A 15,241-nucleotide genomic window follows, 5' to 3' on the forward strand; every position below is an offset into this window, starting at 1 on the left:
TATCAGGCAAATTATAAGGCATGAATCCTTAAATAATTTGCTTGACAGTTAAGACGGTATCTTTTCATCTCTGAAAAGTGAGGCATCGCCTACGCAATGGTATTTAAACTTTGAATTTAAGGTATGGCATTGCAAGCTTTTTATAATCAAACAATTTATTTTTCCATGCAATTGATTTAATTTAAAATATTAATTAAGAAGAATTATATTCTTGTGTCTGAGTTTTTGACAGGTTGACTATATAATTAATGATCAAATGCTTGGTCATAAAAAATGTTCAATAAACATTTTTCCAAAAATTTAAATCTTTTCAGCTTTATCTAAAAAGTATTGTGTGGCTTCAGTTAAATCCATATCTAATTCATTGGCAATAATGGCTAACCACCAGACACATTCACCTAACTTATGCTGCAACTCTTGCTGAGCATCGCCTTTGTGTAACCACTTCCCCGTCTGCGCCATCACTAATCTCCCAACCAATCCAGCATCAGATAAAAATGCCAACGCATCCTCTTGCACTGTCCATTCAGCATGATGATTTATTCGCTCTAGCTCATGATAACGTTCTCTGATTTTTACTGAACGTGCTACAACCTCACCAACCGTTATTTTATGATCCATCATTTTGCTCGTTTAAAAATTAGAGCTTACTTGATTTTGTAAAATTGATTCGATTAGAAATGTAATGCGTTCAAAATTGAGTGTGTAGCAATAATCGCCATTGATACACTTTTTACTAGTAAAGCTTTCAAACATAATTTTATAAAATGATTTTTCTAAAAAAAGCTAAGTAAAATCAGGACGCGCCCAGCGTTCACTCATATGCCAATTGACCAGATCAATAGCTGCATCACTTTCTAAAAACTCATTTTCATCTTCTAAAGAATCTTCATTCAACTGATACAAGTCATTATTTAAATCATCTGAAAATTGTTGAAGAAAATTGGTAATCGAGTTAGCGACCAAAATCCCAACATCATATTCATGATCAATAAAAATCACTTGCCCAATTTGACCTACGGCGGTGGGTGCTAAATCCATATACAAACCCGTCCGCCCACCATCGTGCGCAAACTGAACCCAATCATGATGGTGAGCATTGGTTGGATTGATTTGTGGGTCAGCATGTTGAAGTATAAACAACTCATCAACGAGATCCGCAAGATCGTCGCGTTTAGTTTCAATATTAGTGAGCGATAAAAATTCCATGCCATAAAATAAACTGCCTAAATTTTCCTCTTCATTCATCCCATTATGCCAACAGTATAACTGTTTAAAATCATCAGGTAAGTGTTTAGAAAGCCTTTGTTCAAATTGTTCTATATCAGCAATACTTGCCGCGGGATTAAGTGATTGATTTGCAATCTTTGCCGCATGTTGCACTAACCAATTTTGTATATTTTCTAATTGTTTTTGAATCATGTTCTTCTCATTTATCTTAGGGTCTGTTGACATTTCATAAATGGCTTGCGTTGTAGGCTAAAATTGAGCAGGCAAGGCATGAAACGAAGAGAATAGCGAGACTATTTTCGAGTTTCATAACACAGGCTGAGATAATTTTAGCCACAACCCTTCGGGACTAGAGTGTTTTTTGCCGTTACGAGTTACCTTGCGAAACGTTGTTTCTCATCATTTAGAATGACTAAATTTCATACTCCGCGCCTAGTATCGCCTAAAAAACACTCGCAGTCGCAAACGTAGACGAATTGTCAACAAACCCTTATAACAGTCAAATAAACTTTACTGAAAAACCCAATCATTAACAATAAAAAAGCCACTTAAAAGTGGCTTTGGCTTTAGGAAATCAACTACTTTTTAAATGGAAATGCATATTTCACAATACGTCCAAGGACTTGACCATACTGCTTAAACAAACTTGCATTGTTGTAGTTTAAACCATACTTTTTACATACCGCTTCAACTTTGGGCGCCATTTTGCGATAGCGACGAGCAGGCACTTCGGGGAATAAATGATGCTCGATTTGATGGCTTAAATGTCCGGTCAAAATATGAAATGCTTCTGAACCGGTTAAATTCGAAGAACCGCGAATTTGGCGCATATACCAATGTCCACGACTTTCATCCTGTAAAACAGTTTTAGGGAATACTTCAACATCTTTGGTAAAGTGACCACAGAAAATGATACTAAATGTCCAAATATTACGGATACCGTTGGCGACTAAATTACCTGTAAATACAGGTAAAGCTGCGGGGCCAGCAATCAGAGGGAAGAACAGATAATCTTTAAAAAATTGTCTACCAATTTTCTTCTGGGTCGGCTTCCACTCTTCTTTAAACTGCGCCCAAGTTTTGCGTTTATAAACCAATTTACCAATTTCAAGATTTTGAATCGCAACGCCCCATTGGAACAATAGACAGAACGGAATTGCATATAAAGGCTGCAATAAAAAACCCGGTTTCCAGCGTTGTTCTGGGAATAAACGCAATAAACCATAGCCGATATCATCATCCATCCCTTTGATATTGGTATAGGTATGATGCTTATAATTATGGGTCTGGCGCCAGTTGTCAGAGGTTCCAACAATGTCCCATTCGTAAGTTGTACCTTTAAAGCGTGGATCATTCATCCAATCATATTGCCCATGCATAACATTATGACCGAGTTCCATGTTTTCCATGATCTTGGCAAAGCTTAGTAAGCCTGTACCAAGTAACCATGCAGGTGGAAACCAACCCGCAAATAAGCATGCTCGGCCTAAAATACTGCTATAACGAATCGCGGCATATACTTTTTTGATATATTTGGCATCTTTTTCGCCAATATCATCTAACACTTCTTGCTTAATTGCATCCAACTCACGCGCTAAAGCATCCAGCTCAGTCTGGGTCAGTTCACGGTTTTTGGTGTTTTTAAAATATTGAATTTTAACTGGCATATTCATGATAAAACTCGCTTAAAGATCAATAACTAAATCAGTTTTGGCAGTATTCACACAAATTCTCAGTAAATTATTCGGTTCAAAATTTTCTTGACCATTGACTAAGTTTTTTGTGGCACCCTGTGCTTTATTACACGCGCATTTATTGCAAATCCCCATTCTGCAACCATGTTCTGGTTTGATATTTTGTTGTTCTAAGCCAACTAAAATGGCTTGACCTTTAGGGATTACAACCACTTTATTGGATTTGGTTAAAGTGACATTGATAAAGCCTGTGTCATCAGAAATCGCTGGACTTAGACTAAATGCTTCGCTTTTAAGTACTTTGGCCTGTTGAAACAATTGTTCAGCTGTTGCTACAAAACCTGAAGGGCCACATACATACACTGTGCTTTGCTCAAGATTTTTAATAATATGTAAATATTCATTATTTAAACGTGCATCCGCAGGTACTTCTTGGGTATAAAATACATCAAATTTAAAATCGGGATGTTGTTGGGCTAATTGCTCAAACTGTTGTTTAAAGGCAACGTCTGCATTTTTTTTAACCCAATACATTAAATGTACTGGTTGACGATCAAGCTGCTGGTTCGCTGCCAATGCCTGAATCAAACTATACATCGGTGTAATACCGCTGCCCGCAGCGACCAGAATCAATGGACTGACAACTTGAGGCAATAACATATCACCATAAGGTCGGCCAAATTCAATCACCTCACCCACTTGGGCATGTTCAAATAACCAGTTACTCACAACGCCTTTTTCTACTTTTTTTGCCGTGAGTAATACATGTTGCGTATCTAATTGAGTCAGACTATAGGTACGTTCATAACGACGACCATTGATTTCGACAGTGATCGGATGATGTTGCCCTGCTAACCCCATTTCAAACAAGCGGTTAATTTTGATGGTTAAGCTGATCGTATCTGCAGCGGATTGTTCTTTTTCAACAATTTTCCCCAAAGCTTGTTGAACTGACCATAATGGATTAATTTTCTGTAGCCAAAAATTAGTCGCATTATTACCTAACACCATATCAAATATAGTGTTTACGGGAGATTTTTGCTTTTCAATAGCGTGCATACTAGGCTCACCATCTGAGTGATTTTTAATTATTATACACATGTATATATATTTGTATATACGTGTGTATTGTATCTAGACATTTCATTTATGTAATGACAAAGGCTATAATGAAAAAAATATTTTAACTATTTGATACTTTATGAATCCAACGTCCGTATTACCTCAGAACCCAGCTACCCTTCAAGATCAAATTCATGAGCTTGAAAAAGTTTCTGTACGTACTGTTGGACGCAAAGCGACTATTACTAAAGAAGAATTATTCCAAGCTGCCTTAAATCTGATTGGACCGCAAAAAAGTATTTCCTCTTTAAGTTTAAGAGAAGTTGCCCGTGAAGCTGGGATTGCGCCAAATAGTTTTTATCGTCACTTTAAAGATATTGATGAGTTGGCGATTGAACTGATTGATCGTTCAGGTGTGGTGCTCCGTCAAATTTTGCATGAAGCTCGAATTAAGGCAATCAGACAAAGCAGTATTATTCGTAGTTCAGTTGAAGTATTTATTGAACAACTCGATGCCGATGAAGGTAATTTGAGCTTACTCCTGCGTGAAGGTTATACAGGATCAAAACAATATAAACTTGCTGTAGACAAACAACTTAATTATTTCCAACAAGAACTCCAAGAAGATTTGATTCGAATAGAACGCATCAATCACAGTAAATTAACCCATCCTGATTTAGTCGCCAAAGCTATTACTCAGTTGGTATTTAATATGGGTGCCAAGGTGATTGATTTGCCGATTGCTGAACGTAAAGAAGTCGCTGAACAAACCATGGTGATGATTCGTATGTTACTCGAAGGCTCACGTCATTTAGACGAAGCGCAAATTAAATAATACCTATTCTTTCATAGCCTATTAAATACAAGTATCAGTACCCTATGATCAATCACAATCAACAAAACATTCGTGTAGGCATACTTGGTGTGACTGGTCGCATGGGACAAATGCTGGTTCAGGCCTGTCTCAATGCAGGACTAAACATTACTGTTGCTACAGCAAGAGTTGCAAGTGTAGCGATTGGTCATGAACTAGGTCAGTATCTCAATCTAGCACCATTAAATGTGCTTATTTCAGGTCGTTTGGAAGACATCATTCAGCATTGTGATGTGGTGATTGATTTCACTACAGCAAAGGCATTATCGCAACATTTAAAAATTTGCCAGCACGCTAAAAAACCGATGATTATTGGTATCACTGGTTTATCTGAGCAATTAAATCAACACATTGCTCAAGCCGCGCAAGATATTGCTATCGTTCATTCAGGCAATTATTCCATTGGCGTCAATCTCAGTGTTGATCTTGTTCGAGTTGCTACCCAATTATTAGGTGCAGGATTTGAAGCTGAAATCATCGAAGCACACCATCGACAAAAAGTAGATGCGCCATCAGGCACTGCATTGATGTATGCAGAAGCGATTGCTCAAGTCAGAGCGCAATTGCTCAGTAATTTAGCGGTCTATCAACGCCATGCTGTGGTAGCTGAGCGAGTACCCCAACAGATCGGTTTACAAGCTATACGTGGTGGTGACATTGTTGGTGAACATAACACGATATTTTATGGTCATGGGGAACAGGTCGAAATCAAACATATTGCAAGCAATCGGATGAACTTTGCGACTGGTGCAATTCGTGCCGCAATGTGGTGTATTTCTCAACCCGCTGGCTTATATAACATGCATGATGTGATTCATTTGAACCACTCACTTTAATAGCGTTCTATGTACTATTCAATATACTGCTCAATGTACGCAGCATTGAAATTTTTCTGATCAATCTCACGATAGTGATCTTTTATCTTTATAACGTTTTTTAAAGACTTTTCACCCAGTATTCAGGCCAAATATTTTCACATTGAATTAAGCTTTGTATTTAAAAATAGCTATCTCGCCGCGAGTTAGAGTGATATAAATCTAACTTGGTATTTTTATATTCCCCTATACATCAATTGTATAATTGAGCTCTATTCACATGAAACTGTTAAATGATCGTCAAAGTATTATTGCAAGTTACTTAATCATGCTGATCTTTTTGTCTTTACTGATTCCCTTGCATCTTTTAGCGTCATTTTTTGCAGGTTTTGTTGTTTTTGAAATTATCAATAGTTTAGGTAGCATTACGGAGAGATATATTGATGGTCAAAGAGCTCGCTTGACCATCAGTATTATTCTAGCCATCTTTATTATTTCTTTGATTGTGCTCAGCATCACAGGCTTAATCAGCTTTGTTCAACATGATTTGCAAGGTGCGGGAATCAATGCCATCAGTGACCAAGTCGATAAAACCTTACAAAAGCTACAACTTGAAGTGGCACAATATATTCCCGGATTTATTCCTTATTCACTCACTGAATTAAAAGATCAAACTTTTGACTTAATCAAAGATAATTTATCAACCTTAAAAAGTACCGGAACAGGCTTTTTACATAATTTAGCCACCATGTTGATTGGTATGATTGTGGGGATCCTTGTCTCATTAAACCAACTGCGCCCACAGCCGGATCAGCCAGAATTTAAACGTGCCATGATCACACGTATTGAAAATCTTTCGTCATCTTTTAAAAATGTGGTGTTTGCTCAGTTTAAAATTTCTTTAATCAATACATTTTTATTTTTGATTTTCTCTCACCTGATCCTCCCTGTTTTTGATATACATTTACCTTTTGCCAATACCTTAGTGATCCTGACTTTTATTTTTGGATTAATTCCAATTGTCGGAAACTTACTCTCCAATACTATTATTGTTATGGCAGGTTTAACCATTTCAGTATCTACCGCAGGTATCGCATTACTTTATCTAATTTTTATCCATAAACTAGAATACTTTATTAATGCCAAAATTATTGGCACAAAAATCCATGCAGCATCATGGGAAGTCTTATTGGCAATGTTAGTCTTTGAGTCGTTCTTTGGCTTAGCGGGTTTAATTGTTGCACCCATTTTCTATGCCTATATCAAGTTAGAACTTAAACAAGCCGAAATGATTTAAAGCGCAATTCACTTGTGTCATCAAGAACCCCTTCTTTTAAAGGTGTGCAGTATTAATTTGTAAAAGAAGAGAATTAAAAAGCCTGAACTGATCAACGTTACAATTCAGGCTTTTTTCCTAATAATACGAATGCAGTTAAAAACTTTTATTCCCAGACCACTTCTCGTTTCTGTTGTGCCCAAGCATCTAAAAATGGCTCATAACGACTTTCAATTTTATTACGTTTAATTTTCATCGTTGGGGTAAGTAAATCATTTTCCATGGTCCATGGTTCATTGACTACGACAAAGAAGCTGATTTTTGCATGGGGCTCAAGTTCTTCATTGATCTTCACTCTTAATGCTTTTAAGGTGTTTTCAATTTCATCTCGCTTCGGGTTCTGCTTCAGACTGTTACGAATATCTTCAGCCAACATAATAAAGGCAACTGGTTGTGGTTGGCTTGAACCACCAATACATACAGATTCAATTAATGCCTGATTGCCGATTTTTTGCTCAGTCGGAACTGGCATGATGTATTTGCCTTTGCTTGTTTTAAAAATATCTTTAATTCGACCAGTAATTTTTAACCGCCCTTCTGCATCGATCTCGCCCAAATCCCCAGTACGTAAAAATCCATCTTCGGTCATATCTTCTGCAGTTTTTTCAGGATTTTTATAATAGCCCAACATAGTTCCTGGGCTTTTTACCAGAATTTCACCATTTTCATCAATTTTACACTCCACTTTAGGTTGGGCATGCCCCACATAACCACTGGCAAACTGCCCCACACGTGTCACATGCGAATAACCACAATTTTCAGTCATACCATAGACTTCAAGTAACTCTAAACCTAAATTTCGATACCATAAAATAATATCTGTAGGTAATGGTGCAGCAGCAGTAAATGCATAACGGACATGATTTAGCCCGAGCTTGGTAAGTAATTTCTTTTTAACCAATTTACCCAACACAGGTATTTTAAATAAAATCTTTTGTATATGGAGCGGTATTTTTTCATTAACGCCCAAATAGAACTTGGTCCATAAGCGTGGTACCGAAAAGAATAGTGTGGGTTTGGCACGATTCAAATCTTCGACAAAGGTTTCAATTGAATTTGCAAAATACACGGTAAAACCGCAAACCATCAGTGAAGATTGAATAAAAATACGCTCAGCAACATGTGCAAGTGGTAAATAAGATAAGGCCCGATCAGATGTTGTCACTTGATAAGTCAATCTGAGTTCACGAGCGCCAGATAAAAGCGTCGCAAAACTTTGCATAACCCCTTTAGGTACACCAGTACTGCCAGACGTATAAACGATGGTCGCTAAATCATTTTTATTGGGTAATACTGGGTTTTCTAGTGGCGCAACAGATTGCACAATATCATTCCATTGCGGTGCGTCGAATTCAGGTGATAATGCCAAACGCACACAAGCTAAATCTTGTGGAATGATTGTTTTTACCTCATTCCAGCTATCCGCTTTACCGTCCAATTTTCCAATAAATAAGAGTTTTGCTTCACTGTGGTTGAGTACATAAGCTGAACCTTCCGCATTGAGTGTTGGATAGAGTGGGACTGAGATATGACCTGACATCCAGATCGCTAAATCTGCCATAAGCCAATGCGCACTATTTTTACCATAAATTGCGATCGCACTCTTTTCAGGCAAGTTTAAAGACTGTAAATAACTCGCCATACTGCGAACTTGTTGTGCAACTTCCGACCATGTGTAATGCACCACATTGCCATTGGCCAATGGTTGTACAAACACATCTTTTTGCGGTAATTGCTTTTCCCAATGAAGTAGATAGTGCACATGGGTATCATGAAACTCAACAAAATCCTTGTTTTCCATATCATTTCTTCCATTATTTTAAGTTTTTATCTTGGCTATAGACGGTTGCTTTCGAACTTGTCTATTTGGATACACAATACTAAATGATCAAATTACATGGGTGAGTAAACTTTATCTCTAAGGAACAAATCGAGATCAAAGTACACTATTTTAATAGCATAAAAACGGTTGCGATGTATACAACAAACTCCCTGTAAATCCTTCATTGATTATTGTTGTAAAGTAGATCTCATCCAATGATACATGGCGTTTCTATCGCGTGGTGACATTGATGCATGGTCTATAGCCCTTCATACAAGAAATGACCATATAAATGGTGCAATAATAGGAATTAGTTTTTATAAATGGTTATAACTTTTACATTTAAAATCAAAAAATAAAAATAACCCAATAATTGATTATTTAAATATGCATAACATATACATCAAAAAAGCTCCCAAAGGAGCTTTTAGAATCTAGATAAAATTACACTAAATTAAGGTTTAACCACAACCAATACCTGAATCGCTTCTGGCGTCACAGAAATACCTTCCAATAGACTTAAACCTTCTTTCTGGAATTTCTGTAAACGTTCAATTTCATCTGCACGAATACTTGGATTAAATTGCTTTAAGTAGCTTAAACGATCAATTTCATATTGCCATTTGCTACCGTAAATTTCTTTAGCTTGCTCTTTTAACTGCGGTAAAACACCTTTAGCAATATCTAAAGCTTGTGCATAGCGTTCTTCAATCACTTCACGACGTGCTTTCACCACTTGACGACAGCTATTGCTATCTAAATGATGTAAATACGGCTTAATAATTTCTGGATTAAGCTTGGCAGTAATATCTTGGCCCGTTTCAGTCAATAACACTCGAACCAATTGTGTTGGTAAGCTAGAAGGTAAATTTAATGCTTTAGGCGCAACCACATCCACTTTAAACCAAACTTCCAACAAAATCGTGCCTTGTTTAAGTGCATTGGTTTTTAGAATCGCAACATTGGTACTACCAAAAGATTGGGTACGGATAATTTCCATCACACTTTCAGTAAACGGATGTTCAAGTGTTAAATATTGCGCGTCTTCACGGATCTGTGCCTGATCACGATAGAAGGTTGCAGTCATACCCTCTTCGTCAATATCCAAGCCTTGCACTTGCATTTGATCTGTTGGTTTAATAATCACCGTACCATTACTTTGCTCATCAAAGTCAATGTTGGTTGATGCCATAAATCGCTTCATAAACATTGGCAATAAGGTATTGTCATCATAGTCTTCAAGCGCTGTAACAATTTCTTGTGCCACAATCGGACGACATGAATTGTATTCCAATAAACGATCACGACCATCTTGTAATTCAACTTCGAGTGCTTGACGCTGTACATTGACCGCTTCAAGAAGCTCTTCAAAAACTTGCCCTTTATCGTCCAATAAGCAATCTTTTAAATCGACGATAAAGTTTTCTTGTAAGGTTTGTGCTGTAGGCGAAATATTACTGAAAATATTCAGCGCTTCATTATACCAACGGAACATACGCTCTTGCGCTGTACCTACAAGGTAAGGCACATGAATTTGAATACGATTTTCCTGACCAATACGGTCTAAACGACCAATACGTTGTTCAAGTACATCTGGATTTGCAGGCAAATCAAACAACACAAGGTCAGAAGCAAACTGGAAGTTACGCCCTTCTGAACCAATTTCAGAACACAGTAAAATCTGTGCGCCATAAGAATCTTCTGCAAAATAAGCCGCTGCTTGGTCACGTTCTAACAAGCTCATGCCTTCATGAAACATTGCGGTACGGATACCAGCGTGAATACGTAAAGCATTTTCAAGTGCTTCAACTACTGGACCACTACGTGCAATCAGCAATACTTTTTTATGTTTTAAATCAGAACGTAATCGTTCCATCAACCACATCACACGCGGGTCTGTTTCCATCCATGCGCCATCAAGTTGCAGTTCTTCTGGCCACATTTGCTCACGTAATTTTCCATCCTTAGACCAATTTTCTGGTGCTGGTAATGGTGCTGGTTGGCAATCACGTCCAGGGAAACCTTGAATTGCTTCACGGGTATTGCGGAACAAGATACGACCTGTACCATGACGGTCTAAAAGCTCATGAATTGCACGGAAACGATGTTCAGGCTGATCTTCAATCGGATGACCTAATAATTTTTCAACTGCTGCCAAATGTTCCGCTTCAAGTGGCAAATCTGACATCAACACTTCAGCAATTTTAGCAGTGTGATGATATTGCTCTTCTTCATCAAGGAAACGATCAAGCGAACTAAAACGTTGTGGATCAAGTAAACGTAAACGGGCAAAATGGCTTTCTACACCTAACTGTTCAGGTGTTGCAGTTAAAAGTAGCACACCTTCAGTTTTTTCAGCAAGCTCTTCAACAAGGTCATAACGGTCATTACCGCCTTCCTCTTCACTCCACATCAAATGATGCGCTTCATCGACCACCAGCAGATCAAAACCAGCTTCAATGGCTTGCTCACGCAAATCATCATGGTCAATCATCAAATCTACTGAAGCAATGATACATTGTTCAGTCAGGAATGGATTGAGTTCAGGATCATGCTCTTTGATTGAAGCTGTACGAGTAAGATCAAACAATGAGAAATTCAAATTGAAACGGCGACGCATTTCAATCATCCATTGATATTGTAATGAATCTGGTACAAGAATCAGAATTCGCTCAGAACGACCCGTTTTAAGTTGTTGATGGATGATGAGTCCCGCTTCGATTGTTTTACCTAAGCCAACTTCATCAGCAAGTAATACACGAGGTGCAAATCGTTTACCCACTTCATGTGCAATATACAACTGGTGTGGAATCAATCCTACACGCGCACCGACCAAACCACGTAATGGTGACGTTTGCATATTGGCTTGCATTTGCATCGCTTCAATACGTAAGTCATACCATTCTTTATAGTCAATTTGACTTGCCAATAAACGCTCTAAAGGCTTTGATAATTGGATTTGTGCGCCAATACGCGTTTCGTTTAGCGCTTTTTTCTCTTGTTCGCCACTGTCCAATGTACGAATAACATTGTAACGAATTACTCCACTGCGATCATCTAAAGACTCAACAATCCACTTGATGCCTTCTTGGTCTTGAACTTCATCATTGATATTAAAAACAATACGAGATAATGGTGCATTATTACGTGCATAGACACGAGTTTCGTCACTTTTTGGAAAAAGAATACTGATTGAACGTTCATCGACATCAATCAGTACACCTAAACCTAACTCAGTTTCTGTGTCCGATAACCAACGTTGACCTATAGCAAATTGTTGCAATTTTTCCACCTTTATCTCATGTTAGGGCTAAAACATGGTTGCTCAAATCAGGAGAATATTTGAACAAAGTTTATACCCATTACGCAATACTTTTTGACATAAAGCTCATTAAATTTTGAGCCACTTAATTTCAACTTAAAAATCTAAACTAAAACGGAACTGGACAATCAAATTGTACAAGCTCCTCTGTTTTAGGATGATGAAAACTCAATTGTTGTGCATGTAAACAAAGTCTTGGCATAAGTTGCTGTTGCTCTACAGTGGCATATAAAGTATCACCAATAATTGGATGACCTAAATATTGCATATGCACACGTAACTGATGTGACCGCCCAGTAACTGGTGTTAACTCAACACGAGTCACCGCCTGTCCTAGAATTTGAAAATGTTGAATTGCTTTCCAATGCGTTAATGCAGGCTTGTTATGCTCTGGAGCTGCAATATGTAATGGAGGGTGTTCTGGATCATAAATCACAGGCACATCTACTGTACCTTCACCCTGTAAAGTTCCAGCAACAACAGCTTGGTAGGTTTTAGAGGTTTGACGTTCTTGAAACTGTCTAGAAATACTTTTTTGTCCCCATTTACTCAAGCCAAATACCAAAATGCCAGAGGTATCACGATCTAAACGATGAATGAGTAAAGTCTTAGGCTCGATTTTTAATAATCTGTTGATAACACAATCTTGTAAATCTACTGTTTTTCCTGGAACTGTGAGTATACCTGCTGGCTTATGGATCACCATAAAATCATCATCACGATGGATCAGGTGTTCGGTTAGAAAATTACTCAAAGTTCAGTTCCAATGATCACGCAAACAAGCAGGCAATTCTAAGAATCTTGGAATGAAATTACAATCAAAATTATCTGATTTATTCGATTATTCTAAAGAAAGAATAATAAATAGTACAATTGCTTTAAATTCATTGGCAATTTACAAGACAATCAAAAACTTTAGATACATTTTGCCAATCAATTGTGGGGAAAGTGGATTAATTCATTGAAAAAATAAATTATTGTCTATTTTTTGGTAAGTTAAAAACTTAACACCCTATTTTTTTAATGGTATAAACAATACCTTAAGATTAAATGAGCAAAATATGAATAAATTAAATTATAAATCTACATTGTCCATTTGTATTATTTCCGCATTTGCCATGACCGGCTGTGCAACTTCAACCCTTTTAAAGAAAGACAATGGTGTTCGTACCCGTAATGTTCAAACCGTATTGGTCAATGATACGGTTTTAGCATTTGGCAAACCATCACAAGCAATTTCGGCCCTACCTTCTGACAGCATTGTCATTGCAGGGCAAAAAAATAGTTATGTCATCACCAGGGGTGGTGCTCGATTTGTCAAAGTGATCACAGGACTTGATCCAAAATTTATTCAAATTGATAAAGCGCTGACCTTCAATTCAGAAAAAAATGATGGGCATTTTTCAGGAACCCTACCACTCAAATATGTCAAACTTTCTGAAGATGTCACTAAACAAGATCGTGCATTCTTTATTGAAAATGGTGCAGAAGAATGCACCACCTCAAGTGATCAACGTCTAAAAGCGCAACGTTTCTGTTTTAACATTACCTTATCTGGTCTGGTTTACCCTTCTGCTTCTAATATTTCATCACTAAAAGCACTGAGTAAACCCTATCAAGTCAGTATCTATAGCACCCAAGAGGTAAAAGATTACTCAAAGGCTGGCAGTAAAACTGCAGATAAACTGGTGTTATTCCCTTTTGCTGTCGCTTTTGATGTAGTGACGTTACCGTTCCAAGCGCTTCATAAGATTTTTGATTGATTGAAAATAATTCAGGATATTGCATACAATATCCTGAATCTTAGTAAATATAAAAATACGATTCTCAATAGCATGATTCCACTTTCTTTTAACTATCTTTGGATTTTCTTTGTCGCTGGCTTTGGGACCATTATTTTTAGCCTATTTGCGATTGGATTAATATTTAGCTCAAAATTCAGAAATACACTTAGGCATGGCAATATTTTTATTCAGTCTCTATTTGTCTGTAGTGTACTCTGCGTTTTTTTGAGCTTGATACTTTATTTCCTTGTTCTATTTACAAAAAATGAGATTGAAAAAGAGCATCATTCCATACATAAAACATTAAGTTCGCCTGAGAAAATTTTAGGCATTCAAATGCCACAAGGGACTGAACTTGAATTATTTGCACCCGATCAATTGACCTCATTGAGACAAGCCAAATTTCCCCAACCCGTATTATTTGGAAAGCTGCAAATTAACAGCATGAAAATTCCTCGTGGTATTGATTTGGAACTTTTTGATGATCGTTCAACCACATTAATGGGTACAGGTAAGGATACGATCGAAGGTTGGAATTGTCAGCTGATGAGCTATATTCAAGTCTATTTAGATGATGCTGGCAACATCATTGGTTTAGAGCACTGTAATCTTGCTCAAGATACGCAGCTAGAAAATATTATACTTGTGGCACAGGCAGATATTGAACGTTCTAAATATCAAAAATATCCAGACAACTTTGTTTCTACAGATTACTGGCGGATTCACAATCCTCTCACCCAATACAAAGCTGTTTCCCTACAATGGGCAAATGTCTATTTGGATCAAAATAAACAACTCATCGGAATTGAAAATGGCACACTGACAGAAAAATTAACCTTAGGCGATATTCAATATCCAGCAAATACTGAATTCAATTTATTGGTTCATCCTTTAACACAAAATGAAACTTGGTTATTTACCCCGCCCAATGATCAAAATGCGGTTGCTCGCAATGGCAAAGTCTATACGCATGATCAAACGATTCTTCAGCGCCCTAATGGCAAAATTGAACAAATCCTCAATAGCAATGATCCTAGAATTTTACCCCGAAGAATGAATCACTAATGCTTAAATATTGATATTCCCAACAGTATAGGCATTTTTCAAGGTCTTTTATTTTTATCTCTAATATTTATTTACAATTATTCATTTCAATTTTCAAATTCTTGACCACACGCTTCGTGTATAACAACTCACTGCCATTTAAAGATAAATAGAAGTCTGCTAGTCTCATCAATAAAGTCAAAAATAGACTTTTAGACAAGGCGAGCCACGATAAAATTAAACGCAAAGTACCAAAAA

At 37.2% G+C, this 15,241-nt stretch carries 12 protein-coding genes; 5 read left to right on the top strand and 7 right to left on the bottom strand.

The features are described 5' to 3' along the window. Window positions 1-300 precede the first annotated feature (300 nt). From ACG9ZL_RS12690 to ACG9ZL_RS12705, 4 genes are all read right to left on the bottom strand, one after another. On the bottom strand, window positions 301-621 hold the full coding sequence (locus ACG9ZL_RS12690; RefSeq protein ID WP_419360286.1) for a nucleoside triphosphate pyrophosphohydrolase family protein: 321 nt from the start codon (window positions 619-621) through the stop codon (window positions 301-303). A gap of 165 nt (window positions 622-786) precedes the next feature. Next, entirely contained in the window at window positions 787-1,422 is a 636-nt protein-coding gene (locus tag ACG9ZL_RS12695) for an SMI1/KNR4 family protein (RefSeq protein ID WP_419360288.1), read from the bottom strand. Between the two features lie 386 nt (window positions 1,423-1,808). Beyond that, window positions 1,809-2,903 carry a fatty acid desaturase family protein gene (locus tag ACG9ZL_RS12700; RefSeq protein WP_336954690.1) on the bottom strand — a complete coding sequence of 365 codons (1,095 nt, stop codon included), beginning with the start codon at window positions 2,901-2,903 and terminating at the stop codon, window positions 1,809-1,811. Window positions 2,904-2,915: 12 nt separating this feature from the next. Continuing rightward, the gene (locus ACG9ZL_RS12705) at window positions 2,916-3,983 is read right to left on the bottom strand and encodes a ferredoxin reductase (protein WP_419360289.1); all 1,068 of its coding nucleotides are present in this window, start codon (window positions 3,981-3,983) and stop codon (window positions 2,916-2,918) included. A 142-nt stretch (window positions 3,984-4,125) separates the two neighbouring features. Between ACG9ZL_RS12705 and fabR the strand changes: the two genes are divergently transcribed. The 3 genes from fabR to ACG9ZL_RS12720 all read left to right on the top strand — a co-directional run bounded on the left by fabR (window position 4,126) and on the right by ACG9ZL_RS12720 (window position 6,972). Then, the gene (gene fabR / locus ACG9ZL_RS12710; protein ID WP_004721706.1) at window positions 4,126-4,821 is read left to right on the top strand and encodes an HTH-type transcriptional repressor FabR; all 696 of its coding nucleotides are present in this window, start codon (window positions 4,126-4,128) and stop codon (window positions 4,819-4,821) included. A 44-nt stretch (window positions 4,822-4,865) separates the two neighbouring features. Beyond that, window positions 4,866-5,696, top strand: a complete 831-nt coding sequence (dapB, locus tag ACG9ZL_RS12715) for a 4-hydroxy-tetrahydrodipicolinate reductase (RefSeq protein WP_419360290.1) — start codon at window positions 4,866-4,868, stop codon at window positions 5,694-5,696. 259 nt (window positions 5,697-5,955) lie between these two features. Further along, window positions 5,956-6,972 (top strand): AI-2E family transporter, encoded by a 1,017-nt coding sequence (locus tag ACG9ZL_RS12720; protein ID WP_419360292.1) that lies wholly within the window; start codon window positions 5,956-5,958, stop codon window positions 6,970-6,972. A gap of 145 nt (window positions 6,973-7,117) precedes the next feature. Here ACG9ZL_RS12720 and ACG9ZL_RS12725 read toward each other — a convergent pair whose 3' ends face one another. From ACG9ZL_RS12725 to ACG9ZL_RS12735, 3 genes are all read right to left on the bottom strand, one after another. Next, window positions 7,118-8,812: an AMP-binding protein gene (locus ACG9ZL_RS12725; protein ID WP_336954694.1), complete on the bottom strand. Its 1,695-nt coding sequence runs from the start codon at window positions 8,810-8,812 to the stop codon at window positions 7,118-7,120. 475 nt (window positions 8,813-9,287) lie between these two features. Then, complete coding sequence (gene rapA, locus ACG9ZL_RS12730; RefSeq protein ID WP_419360295.1) at window positions 9,288-12,125, bottom strand: RNA polymerase-associated protein RapA; 2,838 nt, start codon at window positions 12,123-12,125, stop codon at window positions 9,288-9,290. Between the two features lie 139 nt (window positions 12,126-12,264). Next, window positions 12,265-12,909 carry an RluA family pseudouridine synthase gene (locus ACG9ZL_RS12735; protein WP_419360297.1) on the bottom strand — a complete coding sequence of 215 codons (645 nt, stop codon included), beginning with the start codon at window positions 12,907-12,909 and terminating at the stop codon, window positions 12,265-12,267. A gap of 307 nt (window positions 12,910-13,216) precedes the next feature. On the opposite strand from ACG9ZL_RS12735, the gene ACG9ZL_RS12740 reads away from it, so the two are divergent. Together ACG9ZL_RS12740 and ACG9ZL_RS12745 are read left to right on the top strand one after the other, a co-directional pair. Next, window positions 13,217-13,918 (top strand): YidX family protein, encoded by a 702-nt coding sequence (locus ACG9ZL_RS12740; RefSeq protein ID WP_336954697.1) that lies wholly within the window; start codon window positions 13,217-13,219, stop codon window positions 13,916-13,918. Between the two features lie 357 nt (window positions 13,919-14,275). Beyond that, the gene (locus ACG9ZL_RS12745) at window positions 14,276-15,004 is read left to right on the top strand and encodes a hypothetical protein (RefSeq protein ID WP_336954698.1); all 729 of its coding nucleotides are present in this window, start codon (window positions 14,276-14,278) and stop codon (window positions 15,002-15,004) included. The last annotated feature ends 237 nt before the right edge of the window (window positions 15,005-15,241 follow it).

The sequence above is a fragment of the Acinetobacter legionensis genome (genome assembly GCF_048551735.1).
Classification (GTDB): Bacteria; Pseudomonadota; Gammaproteobacteria; order Pseudomonadales; family Moraxellaceae; genus Acinetobacter.

What these genes read in the sequence shown, in the direction of transcription:
- ACG9ZL_RS12705 (WP_419360289.1), bottom strand. Translation starts at nt 3,983, where the DNA reads ATGCACGCTATTGAAAAGCAAAAATCTCCCGTAAACACTATATTTGAT.
- ACG9ZL_RS12725 (WP_336954694.1), bottom strand. Translation starts at nt 8,812, where the DNA reads ATGGAAAACAAGGATTTTGTTGAGTTTCATGATACCCATGTGCACTAT.
- ACG9ZL_RS12690 (WP_419360286.1), bottom strand. Translation starts at nt 621, where the DNA reads ATGGATCATAAAATAACGGTTGGTGAGGTTGTAGCACGTTCAGTAAAA.
- ACG9ZL_RS12700 (WP_336954690.1), bottom strand. Translation starts at nt 2,903, where the DNA reads ATGAATATGCCAGTTAAAATTCAATATTTTAAAAACACCAAAAACCGT.
- ACG9ZL_RS12745 (WP_336954698.1), top strand. Translation starts at nt 14,276, where the DNA reads ATGCCACAAGGGACTGAACTTGAATTATTTGCACCCGATCAATTGACC.
- fabR (WP_004721706.1), top strand. Translation starts at nt 4,126, where the DNA reads ATGAATCCAACGTCCGTATTACCTCAGAACCCAGCTACCCTTCAAGAT.
- ACG9ZL_RS12695 (WP_419360288.1), bottom strand. Translation starts at nt 1,422, where the DNA reads ATGATTCAAAAACAATTAGAAAATATACAAAATTGGTTAGTGCAACAT.
- ACG9ZL_RS12740 (WP_336954697.1), top strand. Translation starts at nt 13,217, where the DNA reads ATGAATAAATTAAATTATAAATCTACATTGTCCATTTGTATTATTTCC.
- dapB (WP_419360290.1), top strand. Translation starts at nt 4,866, where the DNA reads ATGATCAATCACAATCAACAAAACATTCGTGTAGGCATACTTGGTGTG.
- ACG9ZL_RS12720 (WP_419360292.1), top strand. Translation starts at nt 5,956, where the DNA reads ATGAAACTGTTAAATGATCGTCAAAGTATTATTGCAAGTTACTTAATC.